Origin of the sequence: Lysinibacillus sp. NPDC092081, assembly GCF_044755845.1 — a bacterium.
Lineage (GTDB): Bacteria > Bacillota > Bacilli > Bacillales_A > Planococcaceae > Lysinibacillus.
Genome location: NZ_JBIVRU010000004.1, coordinates 69,990 through 86,650 on the forward strand (window position 1 = coordinate 69,990; position 16,661 = coordinate 86,650).

Consider the following 16,661-nt stretch of genomic DNA (forward strand, 5'->3'; position numbering starts at 1 on the left):
TACGGCGTTTTTTTAATGAAGAACTATGTAATCATACGCATTTTTAGTTAACAAAGTAATCGTTACGATAATAAACAATACGCGAACAAAGCCGCTACCTTTTTTAATCGCAACACGCGAGCCTACCATTGCGCCGGCAATTTGAGCTACACCCATCAGTAATCCATAAATATAATGAATCTGACCTAAGAAGGCGAACATTAAAAGACCAGCAAAATTACTTGCTAAGTTTAAAAATTTGGCATTTCCTGCTGCCTTTAAAAAATCGAAGCCGACTAATAAAAAGCTAAAAATTAAAAATGAGCCAGTTCCTGGACCAAGAAATCCATCATAAAAACCAATGCTAAATAATAACAGCATGAATAACACTAAATGAGTAAACTTTAAATTTTTGACCGCAGCTACTGAACCCCAGTCTTTTTTAAAGATTGTATAGACTGCAACAGCAGCAAGCATTATGAGCATAAGTGGTTTTAGTAATTCAGGATTGATTAAATGCACAGTCCAAGCTCCAAAAAGTGACCCCACAAAGGCTAAAGGAAAGTATTTGATAACCGAACGAATTTCTAGCTGACCGGAATGATAAAAAGAAATGGTAGATGTCAGAGAACCCATGGTACCAGCAAGTTTATTGGTCGCAACCGCTGCAGCTGGATTTAAACCAGCAAACATAAGGGCAGGTAATGCAATTAAGCCACCACCTCCAACGACTGCATCCACAAAGGCGGCTAAAAAACCAAAAGAAATTAATAATATGACAACATTTAAATCTACTTCAAATAGCATGTTTGCACCTCTTTATTTAGTTACTACTGAAATAGTAACTAAAATTAACTTAGCTGTAAAGACTATTTTTTCGTTGGCTTATCTTCATAGCTTTAAATTATAATAAAGGAAATGGAGGGATCGAATGGTTGAATTAATCACCCAATTAAAAGAACTGGGATTCACAGAATATGAAGCAAAGGCCTATACTGCACTCGTACAAAATAGTCATGTTAGTGCCTATCAAGTAAGTAAAAATTCCGGTATCCCACGTGCAAGAATATATGACATACTTGATGTACTCGTTGAAAAAGGATTAGTACTAAAAGAGGAAACTGTCGATCAAACGACTTACTCTTCCATTCCTGTTGCTGTGTTTTTACAACAAATTCAGCAACGCTGGCAATCGAATTTCACGTCGATTAGTGATCAATTAGAAAAATTAGAGATAAAAGAGCAGGAAGCGGAGCATAAGGTTGTCACGCTAAAAGGAAAAGAAGCAATCGTCAATTATTGTCAGTCATTATTAAAAAAAGCGGAGAAAAAAGTACTATTATCGATGTGGGAAGATATGTATGAAGAATTGCGAGAAGATATACATGTGGTCTCTCAGCATATTCCGGTTCATGGCATTACCTTGTATGTGGATGAAAATATTGCATCCATTGACCAACATCGTATTACACAATATACGAGGAGAGTTTCCACGCCACATTGGTTTATTCTGTCTATAGATGGTCAGGAGATGATTTATGGTCACTCACCGTCAAATCAGGAAATGGCTTTTATTACAAATGATCCTGTTCATATCTATTTATTAGAAGATTATATATGGCATGACGTGCTTGTCAATCGACTATTAAAGCGCGATGATAAGGAGCTTGGGGAATGGATTACTAAAGAACGAAAAGCCTTTTTCTTAGAATGAAAGTATTGAAAAAGAATCTGCAAGCCATCATTACAGAAGGCGAGCAGATTCTTATTTTTTGTTAAACAGTAATTTTTATATTAATAAAATACTTTATCAACATTGTATTTAGCGCGGAATGAATTGATCGCGTACGTTTCGTAAATTTCACGTTCCATTGGATCTTCCACTTCATACACTTCAATTTTGAAAATTTCATCACGATGATTTTTCATTGGTGACACATTGTCCTCGAAATGCTTTTTAATACGTTGACGAATTTTACGTGCTTTACCGACAAATAATAGTTCGTTTTCTTCATTGTAGAATAAGAAAATACCACCGTTTTCACGTGTGATTTTATGGAAATCAATAAAACCATGGTACGGTGTGATTGGTACATCACCTGGCTTTAAATCTTGTTCGCGTTGGCGAATTACTAAATCTGGTTTTGGAAATTCAATTTTAATCAAACTATTCACGTTCCTCTCTGTTACTAAAGGTATATGTTAACATAATTACAGCATGTTTACCATAGAATAAACATAGTTCGCTTCAGAATTAGTGTTTAACAAATTACATAATGACATGCATGATTGATAACAAAATATTCTATGTATTATTGATATTCTTAATTGTTCATGTTACAATTCTTTTTAATTAAATAATCTTATCATGAGAAGTTGAGGGATTTGGCCCGATGACGCTTCAGCAACCTCTAACAAAAGTTAGAAAGGTGCTAATTCCAGCAAAGGATTTGTCCTTTGAGAGATAAGAGTGAACGTGGAAAAATCCTTCTCATTCTATCTCAAATGGAATGAGGGGGATTTTTTAATTTCATCGTTTGACATAATCAACTTTGCGCAGGGCCCGTGCATTGATACTAAAGCACTAAATGATTTTAACAGAGAGAAATTAAAGAGAGGGGAATGCAAGATGCCAATTAATATTCCGAAAAACTTACCAGCTGGAGAACATTTACGTGAGGAAAAAATCTTCGTAATGGAAGAGGATAGAGCAAAAACCCAACAAATCCGTCCGTTAAATATATTAATTTTTAATTTAATGCCGGAAAAAGAAAAAACAGAGCTACAATTACTACGTTTATTAGGTAATACACCGTTACAAGTGAATATTACATTTTTAAATACAGCTACGCATGAATCGAAAAATGTCAGTAAATCACATTTACAGTTATTTTACACGACCTTCAATCAAATTCGTCATCGCCGCTATGATGGCATGATTATTACGGGTGCCCCAGTAGAAAAAATGGCATTTGAAGACGTGAACTACTGGCAGGAAATTTCAGAAATCATGGATTGGTCCAAAACAAACGTAACATCGGTTTTACATATATGTTGGGGTGCACAGGCAGCGTTATACCATCATTACGGTATCGGTAAAATTGAGCTTCCCGCTAAATGCTCAGGTGTATATTCTCATGTCATTACGGATTTAACAGTGGATTTAGTACGTGGCTTTAGTGATTCATTTACGGCACCACATTCACGTTATACATCTGTATCAATTGATGAAGTACTCAATCATCCTGATTTACGATTACTATCTTATTCAGAAGATGCTGGTGTTTTCATCGTGCAATCTAAGGATAATAAAAACATTATGATTACTGGCCATCTGGAATATGATGCGACAACGTTAGCTGATGAATATAGTCGTGATGTTGCGAAAGGATTAGATATTGATGTACCTGTGAATTACTTTCCACATGATAATCCAGCAAATGAACCGATTAATTCGTGGCGTGCCCATACACATTTATTATTCTCGAATTGGTTGAACTACTATGTATACCAAGAAACACCATACGAGTGGGATTTCGTTGATGAAATTGAATATCATATTTAATATCAAATAAAAATGATGACCTTGATATTACAGGGTCATCATTTTTTTTCGCATTTATGCTGTTAATTTTCTGATGAATTTTTATTTTTATCACTGTTTGGAGTATTGCCGGTATCGCTATCATTTTGTGTAGTATTGCTGCTACTATCAATTTGAGTAGAATTATCGTAATTACTAGTACTTGCATTTTGAGAAGTATTTCCGGTATTGTCGCTACTTGCATTTTGAGAAGTATTTCCGGTATTGCTGCTACTGTCAGTTTGAGTAGAATTATCGTTATTTCTATTACTTTCATTTTGAGTAGAATTCCCGGCATTGTTGCTACTTGCATTTTGAGTAGAATTATCGTTATTATTGCTACCTGCACCTTGTGTGGCATTTCCGTTATTACTACCGCTTTCATTCTGTGTACTACAAGTATTATTTCCTGGATTACCGTTAATTTTGCGAATTTTCGCGACAAGTAGTAAAACTAATGGTAATAAGATTGCGAAAATAAAGGAAAAAATAGGCCAGGTTTCTTTATTGTAAATATCTGAATGTATGATATTTGGATGAACAATTTGTGAAAGTCCAAGGATAATCATTCCGAATGGAAAAATGAGCGGTCGATGATTGTTAATTTTACATATTTGTGCGATGCCGATGACCCCAGCGTAAAAAAACATAAAAGTTTTAATATAAATTGATATTATCCACATGGCTGCCATAATAACTTCAATACGCTGCAAAAAATTCCCGATTGAAATTCTTTGGGCTAATGAATAGCTAGGAAATGTCCTAGAAGCAGTATTTGCCGGACCTAAGACAAGGATAGCCAGTGTGATGATAGCAATTAAGACAATCCCTCCAAGAATTGTGCCAATGTAAAAACCTTTTTGTGCTGATTCATGGACGTTAACAGTAGAAGGAAAAATCATTAATAATATGACAAGTGGGAATGAAAAAATACCCATTAATCGAATAATACTAAAGAATAATGATTTTGCTGGTGCTTCCATTATTGGCTGTAGATTTTCCATATGGACGGATGGTGAAATACAAACTACAAAAAAAATAAAAATTATAATAAACATTGGGAATAGTATTTCTGCAGAACGGGCAAAAACTTCAATTCCTAGAAATGCTGCATAAATAATGATAATACTGAACAGAAAAGCAAAGGCCATCGTAGGTGTTTCAGGCATAACTGATGTTTTCATGAAAATGCCAATGAAATATAATAATTCACCGGCAGAAAGAAAGGATAGAATAATAAAGCCAATCGAAGTTATTTTTCCGAAAAAGCGACCTAATATCTTTTCATTAGCCTCTACAAATGTAAGGGTAGGTGTCCGTTTTCCTACAGTAACGAAAAGCTTTATTAAGAGTAAACTTAAAACGACACTAATGATCGCTGCAATCCAGGCATCTTGTTTTGTTTCACTTGTTACACTAGCAGGGCTAATTAAAATAGCAGTCCCGATTGAAGAGAGAAGGGTAATGATCATAAATTGTCTTGAACTAATTATTTCTTTTTCCATATGAACGCTACCCCTTTTCTCTTTACATAAAGTTCCTTATTATTTTGTCAGGGAGACAATGAAATCTTTAATTGGTGAAAAAATAAAAGTAAGCAAGTCTAGTGGGCTTGGAATTTTGACCCTTAATAAGACCCTCATATTTAATGCAGCGCCGATCAATAAAAAAATTAAAAAAATAAAAATCGTTTTCGTTTGATGGATACGGTTGGTCCAATGGTTCTTGGCATTCGAAGACCTGCTTCTATTAACACCTCAAAGGATATCTCCATGATGAGTGCCTCGACTATGGCAGGGAAGGGGACTTCTTCTCGTTGAGATCAACACTTATCAGCATAGGAGTTCACTATGCTGTTTAACTTTCTGGAGAATCTTTATTTTTATCACCGTTTGGAGTATTGCCGGTATCGCTATCATTCTGTGTAGTATTGCTTGAAGCGTTATCACTTTTACTCGGTGAAGGATTTTCACTATTGCTACTACTATCACTTTGAGTAGAATTAACGTTATTACTGCTACTATCACTTTGAGTAGAATTAACGTTATTGCTACTACTATCACTTTGAGTAGAATTAACGTTATTACTGCTACTATCACTTTGAGTAGAATTAACGTTATTGCTACTACTATCATTTTGAGTAGAATTAACGTTATTACTGCTACTATCACTTTGAGTAGAATTAACGTTATTGCTACTACTATCATTTTGAGTAGAATTATCGTTATTACAATTACTTTCGTTTTGTGTAGTATTACCGCCAGTGCTGCTACAATTACTTTGAGTAAAATTATCGTTATTACTATTACTTTCATTTTGTAAAGTATTACTGCCAGTGCTGGTACTATTACTTTGAATAGAATTACCGTTATTACTATTACTTTCACCTTTTGTAGCATTACCGCTATTGCTACTACTATTACTCTGTGAAGAATTAACGTTGTTATTGCTACCTGCACCTTGAATAGAATTACCGTTATTACTACCACTTTCATTCTGTGTACTACAATTACTTTTTGTATTATTTCCTTGATTACCGTTAATTTTGCGAATCTTCGCGACAATTAATAAAACTAGTGGTAAAAAAATCATGAAAACGAAGGAAAATATAGGCCATATTTCTCTATTGTAAATATCTGAATGAATGATATTAGGATGAACAATTTGTGAAAGTCCAAGGATTATCATTCCGAGTGGAAAAATGAGCGGTCGATGATTGTTAATTTTACATATTTGTGCGATGCCGATGACCGCAGCGTAAAAGTACATAAAAGTTCTAATATAAATTGATATAATCCACATGGCTGCCATAATAACTTCAATACGCTGCAAAAAATTCCCGATTGAAATTCTTTGAGCTAATGAATAGCTTGGAAATGTCCTAGATGCTGTATTTGCCGGACCTAGGACAAGGATAGACAGCGTAATGATAGTAACTAAGACAATCCCCCCAATAATTGAGCCAATGTAAAAACCTTTTTGTGCAGATTTTTGGACGTTAACTGCGGAAGGGAATATCGTTAATAACATAGCAAGTGGGAATGAAAAAAGACTTATAAATAGAATCATACTAAAGAATATTGATTTTTTGGGCGTTTCCATTATTGGCTGTAAATTTTCAATCTTGATGGATGGTGAAATACAAACTACAAAGAAAATAAAAATTAAAATAAATATAGGAAATAGTATTTCTGCAGAACGAGCAAAAACTTCAATTCCGAGAAATGCAGCATACATAATGATAATACTGAACAGAAATGCAAAGGCCATCGTAGGTGTTTCTGGCATAATTTCCGTTTTCATGAAAATTCCAATGAAATATAATAATTCACCTGCAGAAAGAAGGGCTATAAGAATAAAGCCAATCGAAGTAAATTTTCCGAAAAAGCGACCTAGTATCTTTTCATTAGCCTCTACAAATGTAAGGGTAGGTGTTCTATTTCCGAAAGCAACGAAAAGCTTTATTACGGGTAAACTTATAACGACACCAATGATCGCTGCAATCCATGCATCTTGCTTTGCTTCGATTGTTACACTAGCAGGGAGAATTAAAATGGCTGTCCCAATTGAAAAGAGAAGGGTAATGATCATAAATTGTCTTGAACTAATTATTTCTTTTTCCATATGAACACTACCCCTTTCTCTTAACATAAAGTTCCTTATTATTTTGTCAGGGAGACGATTAAATCTTTAATAGGTGAAAAAATAAAGGTAATCAAATCAAGTGGGCTTGGAATTTTGATATTTAATGAGACCCCAATATTTAATGCAGCACCGATTAATAAAAAAATCGAAAAAATAACAATCGTTTTCGTTTCTTTATTTTTTTTTAATTTTGGAATGAAGACAAAGGCAATAACAGCAGAAATTATTAGTATGAATATCGTCATAATCAAGGCTTATTCTCCCTTCGACTTACTCACTAATGAGTTTTCCATCGTTCCTACTCCTTGTGTGTTGACATGTACTTCAACTTTCACTGGTAGCTCTTGAAATATCGTTAGCCAGTCTTTTTTAATTTTTTTCCACTCTTTAGGATTTGTACGATGAAGTTCTTCACCAAAACCAAAAATATCGACCCTGTAATTTTGCTGAACTGAACGGATTGTTTCTTCAATTCGTTTTTTAATAAGTTCTTCTGTTTTTTTATTTATGAAGTGAATCGATTTTTCTTTCGTAAGGTCTATTTTACATAGAACTTCTCCAACATTTTGGTCAACATCTATAAGAACATCGATTTTGGGAGCTCCATTTTCAAATTTACCTTTTATTTTCGTCTTTGAGTGCGTAATCTCTGTTGCTAACGTATCTCCCTTAGGGCAAGCAATGATTTCAATTGTACTTTGTATTTTGTCCCTTAAAAAACTTAGGCTTCTACTCTCATCTTCCGTTAAAAGACCAATGAGTTTACCTTTTTTAAAAACTGCTAAGCCCGTATACTTCAATAGCACAGGAGGTTTCGATTTATTAACATTCGTTTGTTCCATGCCAACATTTTTATTCCCTTGTATTTCAATGGCAGAAATGACTACGCTTGTTGTTTTATTATTTAAAGTATTGATTAATTCATCAATTTTAATGGATTCGGTTGTACCCCACGTTTTCTCCGACGTTTTAAGAGAATTTAGTAATTTATTAGCTGGTACTTTTTCGATAGGTGTTAATACATTTAACACTTCATCGGCAGTCGCGTCATGGGCAACGATGACTTCGAAATCATTTCTGAATTCATGATCTCTTGAAATCAAATCTAACGTTTCGTTAATTCCTTCTTTTGCCAATTCGTCGCCAAGCACAACTATTTGAAGATGAGAAAAATAAAGTTTTCTAGCTGTTTCTGTTGTCATTTTTCTAATGGCCTCAAAGACCGTCGCACCTGTTGAATGATAGGTAATAACGGGTGATCGCCCTGAAGAAGGCTGTTTTGAAGAAATTTCACCAGGAACCACAACTTGAACAGTTATTTTAAATTCATTATCAGCTTTATCTATACCTAATGCTGCGACAATTGCTAATTCATTGAGCTCACGCTTACTCCAGCAACCACTTAAAAGCAACGTAAGAATCATTAGTAAACATATTGCCTTAAATTTTGACATCGTTCATTCCTCGTTTACACATCCGATTGATTCCTTTTTTTCGTATTAAAATATTTATGACCCCTGACAGTATTTTTTTGACTAATTAAGCGTGGTCGGGTCAATAAAGCTCTACGAGGGAACAACACTAGTGCGTCTTTTTGATCTTTTAGAATTAATGGGCCGAATGGACTTAAATATGGAACACCGAACGTTCGTATACTGCATAAGTGTAGGACGATAATCATAAGGCCAAACATTAAACCAAACAATCCAAGTATTGAAGCTAAAATCATTAATGGGAAACGAAGAGCACGAACTGTATTAGATAAGCCGTAAGCAGGGAACAGGAAGCTACAAATGGCTGTTAATGCCACAATAATAACCATTACGGCTGATACAATTCCAGCCTCTACGGCAGCTTGACCGATTACTAATGTTCCAACAATGGATACGGCTGGTCCAATGGTTCTTGGCATTCGAAGACCTGCTTCTCTTAACACCTCGAATGCAACCTCCATAATGAGTGCCTCGACTATGGCAGGGAAGGGGACTCCTTCTCGTTGAGATGCAACACTTATTAGCATAGGAGTTGGTAGCATTTCTTGATGGAAGGTGGTGATAGCTACATAAAGCGATGGTGCCACCAAAGCTAGACTAATACCGAAAAACCTCAATAAACGTACAAGAGAACTAATCATCCAATGCTGATAATAATCTTCAGCAGATTGTAAAAAGGCTGTAAATAGAGCTGGTACAATTAGGACAAACGGTGAACCGTCCACTAGAATTGCAATTTTTCCGTCTAATATTTCACCAGCAATAACATCAGGTCGTTCAGAATTATAAACTGTAGGGAATATGGTGGCTTTAGAATCTTGAATAAAATCTTCAATGTAGCCGCCTTCCAAAATACCATCAATATTAATACGATCTAATCTGGCAAGAACCTCTGCTACTATTTTGTCATTCGCAATGCCATTTAAATACATAACAGCAACATCTGTTTTTGTTACTTCACCGATAATACGGGACTTGATCCAGAGATTCGGACTTTTTATTTTTCGACGGACCAGAGCAGTGTTCGTACGTAATGTTTCCGTAAAGGATTCCCTTGGACCTCTAATGACCGACTCTGTTGATGGCTCCATAACGGCTCTATCTTTCGGGCCTTTTGTACTTGTTACGATACCAGTTGAAGACTCATCTAATAAGATGACCGTATCACCATTCAAAATCGAAGTATAAAGTGCTGAAAAATGGAAAATATCATTAACATCGCCGACTGTTAAACAAGAATCTCTTAAATAGCGAATAATCTTTTCTATTTCTGTATCTTGATTATTTTCTATATCAAGCATTAGTTTATCAATTACAGCATTAGAAATGCTTAATATATCGGATAAGCCATCTACGTAGATGATCGCTAACGTAAATTGTTCAGCTTTTCCAACGGTAATTTCTCGTATGACAAGGTCATCACTATTCCCGAGTGCGTTTTTAATCATCTTCAAATTTTGAGAAAGCGAACTATATAGTTGGTCATTGTTTTGGGAGGTATCAGTAATTTTAGAAATGGACATGTTCGTTCCTCCTCAAGTTTTTACATAAATATAGAATGTACAACTTTGAGAGAAGATAAACCAAGGTTGGAATTGAATTCAAAGAATAAATGCGTTAAAGCGCTCGTTTACATCCGATAAGCTGGAGAGCCCGAAGAAAAAGTAAACGCTCCACCACTTTTGCCCAAGGGATCGAAGCGACCTCGAGGATGTAGCACTTTAGCCTAGACGACTATGATCTAGGTTAACCACAGACAAAATATCTATAATTTCCTTAACAAGAAAAAAGCAGTGTTCCCTTCGTATAAACGAAAGGAAACACTGCTTTATTTTCTATACTCATATTTTAATTCGTCAATTGTAGCATCCACATCTACATATAAACTGTGATCATTGAAAAACCATAAATCTTTTTCATCAATATAGTAGGTAACATCGTCAATAACTGTCTTTACACCAATGTTGATTGGTTCTTCACGTGTCATACCAATAGAAAAGCCTTCGTGAAAAGGATTGGAACCACCATATCTAGCATAAAAACGAATAGTATCTCCGGATTCTACTTCCATCTCTTGTTTAAACCATTGTTGGGCTTCATCTGTTAGTACGATATTCATTTGAATCTCCTCTTTCCGTTACAGCCATTTCACCTTTGGCTCGGTACCATTTTTAATGCGGGCAATATTTGCGCGGTGACGATAAATGATAAAGGTAAATAAACATGCTACTAAGATTCCTAACGCAAAATCACCTGTAACAAAATAATAAACGATTGAATAAAGAAGTGCTACTAAAGCGGCAATCATGGAAGTTAAACTTACAATCTTCGTTAATTTTAATGTTACAATAAAAGCGATAAATAGTAAGACAAATAGAGGCCATGAATATCCTAAGAGAACGCCTGCTGATGTTGCCACCGCTTTTCCTCCACGGAAACCTGCAAAGATCGGGAACATATGACCAATAACGGCTACTAGTCCAAGTATTAGCGAGTGGATAGAGACCTCAGAGAATATAGGAAGAGCTACGAGTAATACGGCTGCTGTACCTTTTAAGACATCCATAATCGTTACGACTATTCCAGCTTTTTTTCCTAAAATACGAAATGTATTGGTTGCACCTAAATTACCACTTCCGTGTTGACGAATATCCGTTTTATAAAAAATTTTGCCTATCCATAATCCAGAAGGTATCGAGCCGATTAGATAAGCACATAAAATAATAAGTCCATTTAGCATAGTTGGACTCCTTTCATTATCACTTGGTACTAATAATATGTAACAAATATTCTACACTTTTTCTCTACAATCTACAATGTCATGAAGGATATTTCTAAGTGAATCTTGAATTCATTACAAAAGATAACTATTTTTCAAGGAATTTTATATGTATTTGATTGTATGTTAGGCTTTTTGACATGATTCATGGAGTCAGCAAGAAAGCCCTTTCTAAAAATATAGGTAGAATGGCAATTTTGTCAATCACCCATTCCTTTGGTAGAATAGAAGTCTATCTTTAATTTCTAGAGTAAGCTAGTATGAATCTTCTTTAGACAGAAGAAACCCATTTATTACTGTACCTGTATATTTTTCAGAGAATATTCAAATGCTTTTGGATGAAAGTTCAAAGCCTTCAGCGATTGGTATCGTTTTGAAAAGGAGATGACCAGAAGTTAGTCATTTGTTGTTTTATGTATGCAACTAAAGTTTACTGCTCTGCGTCAAGGGAATAGAAGAGTTCTTAATACATATTTAAGCAACTATTGCAAACTTTTCTTCCAGTAAAATAGATCAAAACGATGAAGCTGTGAGGAAATTTTAAAAATTTATTGGGCCTGCCACTAGATATTGTTAGGAAATGCTATTATTATTAGTAAGAGAACATAAATAGAACATGCGTTTGTTTTTTGGAGGGGAATTTTTTTGGCGAATAAACAGTCACCAAGCGTCTATAATGATGACGCCATTCAAGTATTAGAAGGATTAGAAGCGGTACGAAAACGACCCGGCATGTATATCGGTTCTACAGATGGCCGTGGACTTCATCACCTTGTATATGAAATCGTAGATAATGCGGTGGATGAAGCACTGGCTGGCTTTGGTTCTCATATCATTGTCAAGATTCATAAAGATCAAAGTATCAGCGTTCGAGACTTCGGCCGTGGAATGCCAACAGGTATGCATAAAATGGGGAAACCGACTCCCGAGATTATCTTTACGGTTTTACATGCTGGTGGTAAATTCGGACAGGGCGGCTATAAAACAAGCGGTGGCTTACACGGTGTAGGTTCTTCTGTTGTTAATGCTTTATCTACTTTTTTAGAAGTAACGATTCACCGCGACGGTAAAAAGTATCGTCAACGTTTTGAAAATGGTGGCAAACCCGTGACGACATTGGAAGAAATCGGGCAAACAAAACAGACAGGAACGCTTGTTCATTTTCTACCTGATGACACGATTTTCTCTGTAACAAAATACAATTATGATACGCTTGCAGAACGTTTACGTGAGTCAGCATTTTTATTAAAAGGCTTAAAAATTGAGTTAATCGATGAACGCGAGGAAGGCAAAGGTGATGTTTTCTTTTATGAGAACGGCATTGAAGCTTTCGTTGCGTATTTGAATGAGGAGAAAGATGTACTTCATCCCGTTAAGTATGTAGAAGGAATTCAAGACGAAATTGAAGTAGAATTCGCCTTCCAATACAACGATGGCTACTCAGAAACAATCCTTTCATTTGTTAACAATGTACGTACACGAGATGGTGGGACACATGAAACTGGTGCCAAGGCAGCGTTAACACGTGTGTTCAATGAATATGCACGAAAAATTGGTCTGTTAAAAGATAAAGATAAAAATCTCGAAGGGACAGACATTCGAGAGGGCTTAGCGGCGATTGTTTCTGTTCGTATACCAGAGCATTTACTACAATTCGAGGGTCAAACGAAGGGTAAACTCGGGACGAGTGAGGCACGCTCGGCAGTGGATAGTGTAGTCTCGGAGCAAATTTTATATGTGCTTGAAGAAAACGCTGAATTGTCTGCATCTCTTGTGCGTAAAGCTATTCGTGCGCAACAAGTACGTGAAGCGGCTCGTAAGGCACGTGAAGATGCACGAAACGGCAAGAAGAGCAAAAAAGGCAGTACGATTCTTTCTGGGAAATTAACACCTGCACAATCTCGAAATGCGGCGAAAAACGAGCTGTATTTAGTCGAAGGTGACTCTGCAGGAGGCTCTGCAAAACAAGGACGAGATCGTACGTTCCAAGCGATTTTACCATTGCGTGGTAAAGTCATAAATACGGAAAAAGCAAAGCTTCAGGATATTATGAAAAACGAGGAAATTTCAACGATTATCCATGCCATTGGTGCTGGCGTCGGAACAGATTTCTCTGTCGAGGATTCATCGTATGACAAAGTCGTTATTATGACCGATGCTGATACTGACGGAGCGCATATTCAAGTGCTGCTATTAACGTTCTTCTATCGCTATATGCGACCATTAATTGAAGCTGGAAAGGTATTTATCGCATTACCACCACTTTATAAAGTATCAAGGGGCACTGGTAAAAAAGAAGTGATTGAATATGCTTGGACCGAAAATGATTTACAAATGGCCATTAAAAAAGTTGGCAAGGGTTACATATTACAACGCTATAAAGGTCTTGGTGAGATGAATGCCGACCAGCTGTGGGATACGACAATGAACCCTGAAACGCGTACATTAATTCGTGTAACGATTGAGGATGGTGCACGTGCTGAAAGACGTGTGACAACATTAATGGGCGATAAGGTAGAGCCACGCCGTAAATGGATCGAAGCTAATGTAGACTTCGGCATGGAGGATGATTCAAATATTTTAGAAAATGAATTCATCCAACAAGAGGAGGACCAAGCATGAGTAGTACGGAAAAGTTTCAAGATTTACCTTTAGAAGAAGTAATGGGTGACCGCTTTGGTCGCTATAGTAAATATATTATTCAAGACCGCGCGTTGCCTGATGCACGTGACGGTCTTAAGCCTGTGCAACGACGTATTTTATATGCGATGTTTACAGAGGGCAATACGAACGATAAACCATTCCGTAAATCAGCAAAAACTGTCGGTAATGTTATAGGTAATTATCACCCACACGGTGATAGCTCGGTATATGAAGCAATGGTGCGTATGAGTCAGGATTGGAAAGCACGTCATATGCTCATTGAAATGCATGGGAATAACGGTTCTGTTGATGGTGACCCACCGGCAGCGATGCGTTATACAGAGGCAAGACTTTCTGCTATTGCAGCGGAGATGCTACGCGATATTGGCAAGAAAACCGTTGAATTTGTACCAAACTTTGATGATCAGGATATGGAGCCAACTGTTTTACCAGCTCGTTTCCCGAATTTATTAGTCAATGGCTCAACGGGTATTTCGGCCGGCTATGCGACAGACATCCCACCTCATGCACTTGATGAGGTGCTAGACGGGGTTCTTATGCGCTTAGACAACCCGAAATCAACTGTTGATGAATTAATGACCGTTATTAAAGGGCCAGATTTCCCAACAGGTGGTATTATTCAAGGTGTCGATGGCATTAAAAAGGCGTACGAAACAGGACGCGGTAAAATCATTGTGCGTGCTCAAGCAGTCGTTGAGCCAATTAAAGGTGGCAAAGAGCAAATCGTTATTACGGAATTACCGTATGATGTCAATAAAGCAAATCTTGTGAAGAAAATTGATGAGCAACGTGTGGATAAACGACTTGAAGGAATTGCGGAAATTCGTGATGAATCGGATCGTACAGGCCTACGTGTTGTCATTGAACTGAAAAAAGACGTTCCTGGAAAAGGAATTTTAAATTATTTGTTCAAAACAACTGATTTACAAGTAGCTTATAATTTTAATATGATTGCGATCCATAATCGTCGTCCAACAATGATGACATTGCCATTGTTACTGGATGCTTATATTGCCCATCAAAAGGAAGTCGTGACGAACCGCTCCATTTATGATTTGCAAAAGGCTAAAGATCGTTCGCATATTGTTGAAGGCTTGATCAAGGCGCTGTCCATTTTAGATGAAGTCATTGCAACGATTCGTTCTTCTAATGATAAACGAGATGCGAAAACGAATTTACAAGTGAAGTTTGACTTTACAGAAGTGCAATCAGAGGCAATCGTTAGCTTACAATTATACCGTTTAACAAATACAGATATCACAGAGCTTCGCAATGAACAAGATGAATTAAATAAACTTATCGCCAAGCTTGAAGGTATTCTTAATAGTGAAGCAAAACTTGTACGTGTTATTAAACAGGAACTACTTGACATTAAAAAGCGCTTTTCAGAGCCACGTCGTTCAAAAATCGAACAAGAAATTGAAGAAATCAAAATTACGTTAGATGTCCTTGTCCCAAGTGAAGAGGTCGTAGTGACTGTCACAAAAGATGGCTATATTAAGCGTACATCTACACGTTCACATGCAGCTTCGAATGGTCAGGATTTTGCGATGAAGGATTCTGATTATTTGGTATATGAAGCAAACTTAAATACGCAGCATCATCTATTACTGTTCACAAATCGAGGCAATTATATTTATCAGCCCGTTCATGAACTACCTGACATTCGTTGGAAGGATCTTGGTCAGCATATTTCAAGTATTGTGCCAACCGGAGAAGATGAATCTATTATTGCTGTATACGGTTTTGAAACATTCGAACAGGCCAATACGTATATTTTAACGGCTACGAAAGATGGACAAATTAAACGCTCACTTTTAGCAGATTATGCCGTTACACGCTATTCGAAGCCAATCAAAACGATGAATGTCAAGTCAGGCGATGAAATGATTTTTGTAGATATCGTGACGGACGAGGCAGAACTAATGTTAACGACAGATACGGCTTATGCTATTCGTTTCCCAATGGAGGAATTACCGGTAACAGGTGTAAAGACAGGCGGTGTTAAAGGGATTACGCTGAAAGAGGGAGAAGCCTTAGTCGGCGTTAATGTTTTACCGCCAAATGACACGGCATATGTTGTGATTGTGACGCAGCGTGGTGCTGTGAAGAAAATGAATGTAGCCGAGGTAGAAATGACTAGTCGTGCGAAACGCGGTTTAAAAGTGTTAACAGAATTAAAAGCGAACCCACATCGTATCGTGGCTGTAGTCAAGGCTACTAATAACGAACAGCTGATCATCGAAACAGAAAAAGGCGTACAAGAGATTATTGATGTACAAGCATTAACTCGAGCAGATCGCCATTCAAACGGTTCCTTTAAAGTAGATATTGCTACAGACGGTGCCATTTCACATGTATTAACGGCCAAAAAAGAAGAGAAATAACATTACTAGCCCATGCTCCTTTGAGAGCTGGGCTTTTTTGAGTTAATTGAAACGAATGGGCTTTGTGCTTTGACTAACCTATACAATCTAAAGAAGGGATGAATGCAATAAAGTTATTTATTATTAAAACT

General features: G+C 36.5%; 13 protein-coding genes, 1 pseudogene and 1 riboswitch. Of the genes and pseudogenes, 4 read left to right on the forward strand and 10 right to left on the reverse strand.

From position 1 onward, the window contains the following. Positions 1-12: 12 nt before the first annotated feature. Complete coding sequence (locus ACIQLB_RS09350) at positions 13-786, reverse strand: TSUP family transporter (RefSeq protein WP_400724221.1); 774 nt, start codon at positions 784-786, stop codon at positions 13-15. Positions 787-910: 124 nt separating this feature from the next. On the opposite strand from ACIQLB_RS09350, the gene ACIQLB_RS09355 reads away from it, so the two are divergent. Continuing rightward, on the forward strand, positions 911-1,693 hold the full coding sequence (locus ACIQLB_RS09355) for a TrmB family transcriptional regulator (protein ID WP_400724224.1): 783 nt from the start codon (positions 911-913) through the stop codon (positions 1,691-1,693). An 80-nt stretch (positions 1,694-1,773) separates the two neighbouring features. On the opposite strand, the gene ACIQLB_RS09360 is transcribed toward ACIQLB_RS09355, so the two are convergent. Further along, a complete protein-coding gene (locus ACIQLB_RS09360; RefSeq protein WP_053485542.1) occupies positions 1,774-2,145 on the reverse strand; it encodes a nucleotide excision repair endonuclease in 372 nt (123 codons plus the stop codon). 194 nt (positions 2,146-2,339) lie between these two features. Further along, a riboswitch (SAM riboswitch) is annotated at positions 2,340-2,450 on the forward strand. A gap of 158 nt (positions 2,451-2,608) precedes the next feature. On the opposite strand from ACIQLB_RS09360, the gene metA reads away from it, so the two are divergent. Continuing rightward, positions 2,609-3,544: a homoserine O-acetyltransferase MetA gene (metA, locus tag ACIQLB_RS09365; RefSeq protein ID WP_400724228.1), complete on the forward strand. Its 936-nt coding sequence runs from the start codon at positions 2,609-2,611 to the stop codon at positions 3,542-3,544. 62 nt (positions 3,545-3,606) lie between these two features. Here metA and ACIQLB_RS09370 read toward each other — a convergent pair whose 3' ends face one another. The 8 genes and pseudogenes from ACIQLB_RS09370 to plsY form a co-directional block, all read right to left on the reverse strand. Beyond that, entirely contained in the window at positions 3,607-5,067 is a 1,461-nt protein-coding gene (locus tag ACIQLB_RS09370) for an endospore germination permease (protein WP_400724230.1), read from the reverse strand. 194 nt (positions 5,068-5,261) lie between these two features. Continuing rightward, positions 5,262-5,384 (reverse strand): annotated as a pseudogene (locus ACIQLB_RS09375) (spore germination protein); the annotation flags it as partial. A 35-nt stretch (positions 5,385-5,419) separates the two neighbouring features. Next, positions 5,420-7,186 (reverse strand): endospore germination permease, encoded by a 1,767-nt coding sequence (locus ACIQLB_RS09380; protein ID WP_400724233.1) that lies wholly within the window; start codon positions 7,184-7,186, stop codon positions 5,420-5,422. A 38-nt stretch (positions 7,187-7,224) separates the two neighbouring features. Further along, positions 7,225-7,452, reverse strand: a complete 228-nt coding sequence (locus ACIQLB_RS09385; RefSeq protein WP_400724673.1) for a hypothetical protein — start codon at positions 7,450-7,452, stop codon at positions 7,225-7,227. Positions 7,453-7,461: 9 nt separating this feature from the next. Continuing rightward, positions 7,462-8,661, reverse strand: coding sequence for a Ger(x)C family spore germination protein (locus tag ACIQLB_RS09390; RefSeq protein ID WP_400724236.1), 1,200 nt, complete (start codon positions 8,659-8,661; stop codon positions 7,462-7,464). Positions 8,662-8,675: 14 nt separating this feature from the next. Next, entirely contained in the window at positions 8,676-10,223 is a 1,548-nt protein-coding gene (locus tag ACIQLB_RS09395; protein ID WP_400724239.1) for a spore germination protein, read from the reverse strand. Positions 10,224-10,528: 305 nt separating this feature from the next. Then, positions 10,529-10,819 carry a HesB/YadR/YfhF family protein gene (locus ACIQLB_RS09400; RefSeq protein WP_400724242.1) on the reverse strand — a complete coding sequence of 97 codons (291 nt, stop codon included), beginning with the start codon at positions 10,817-10,819 and terminating at the stop codon, positions 10,529-10,531. Positions 10,820-10,837: 18 nt separating this feature from the next. Then, positions 10,838-11,440 carry a glycerol-3-phosphate 1-O-acyltransferase PlsY gene (plsY, locus tag ACIQLB_RS09405; protein WP_400724245.1) on the reverse strand — a complete coding sequence of 201 codons (603 nt, stop codon included), beginning with the start codon at positions 11,438-11,440 and terminating at the stop codon, positions 10,838-10,840. 684 nt (positions 11,441-12,124) lie between these two features. On the opposite strand from plsY, the gene parE reads away from it, so the two are divergent. After that, positions 12,125-14,101, forward strand: coding sequence for a DNA topoisomerase IV subunit B (gene parE, locus ACIQLB_RS09410; protein WP_400724248.1), 1,977 nt, complete (start codon positions 12,125-12,127; stop codon positions 14,099-14,101). Beyond that, positions 14,098-16,530, forward strand: coding sequence for a DNA topoisomerase IV subunit A (parC, locus tag ACIQLB_RS09415; protein ID WP_400724250.1), 2,433 nt, complete (start codon positions 14,098-14,100; stop codon positions 16,528-16,530). The genes parE and parC overlap by 4 nt, the downstream gene beginning before the upstream one ends. Positions 16,531-16,661: the final 131 nt, after the last annotated feature.

Coding starts and splice junctions, on each gene's coding strand:
- plsY (WP_400724245.1), bottom strand. CDS start 11,440: ATGCTAAATGGACTTATTATTTTATGTGCTTATCTAATCGGCTCGATA.
- parC (WP_400724250.1), top strand. CDS start 14,098: ATGAGTAGTACGGAAAAGTTTCAAGATTTACCTTTAGAAGAAGTAATG.
- ACIQLB_RS09385 (WP_400724673.1), bottom strand. CDS start 7,452: ATGACGATATTCATACTAATAATTTCTGCTGTTATTGCCTTTGTCTTC.
- ACIQLB_RS09370 (WP_400724230.1), bottom strand. CDS start 5,067: ATGGAAAAAGAAATAATTAGTTCAAGACAATTTATGATCATTACCCTT.
- ACIQLB_RS09350 (WP_400724221.1), bottom strand. CDS start 786: ATGCTATTTGAAGTAGATTTAAATGTTGTCATATTATTAATTTCTTTT.
- ACIQLB_RS09390 (WP_400724236.1), bottom strand. CDS start 8,661: ATGTCAAAATTTAAGGCAATATGTTTACTAATGATTCTTACGTTGCTT.
- ACIQLB_RS09380 (WP_400724233.1), bottom strand. CDS start 7,186: ATGGAAAAAGAAATAATTAGTTCAAGACAATTTATGATCATTACCCTT.
- ACIQLB_RS09355 (WP_400724224.1), top strand. CDS start 911: ATGGTTGAATTAATCACCCAATTAAAAGAACTGGGATTCACAGAATAT.
- ACIQLB_RS09400 (WP_400724242.1), bottom strand. CDS start 10,819: ATGAATATCGTACTAACAGATGAAGCCCAACAATGGTTTAAACAAGAG.
- metA (WP_400724228.1), top strand. CDS start 2,609: ATGCCAATTAATATTCCGAAAAACTTACCAGCTGGAGAACATTTACGT.
- ACIQLB_RS09395 (WP_400724239.1), bottom strand. CDS start 10,223: ATGTCCATTTCTAAAATTACTGATACCTCCCAAAACAATGACCAACTA.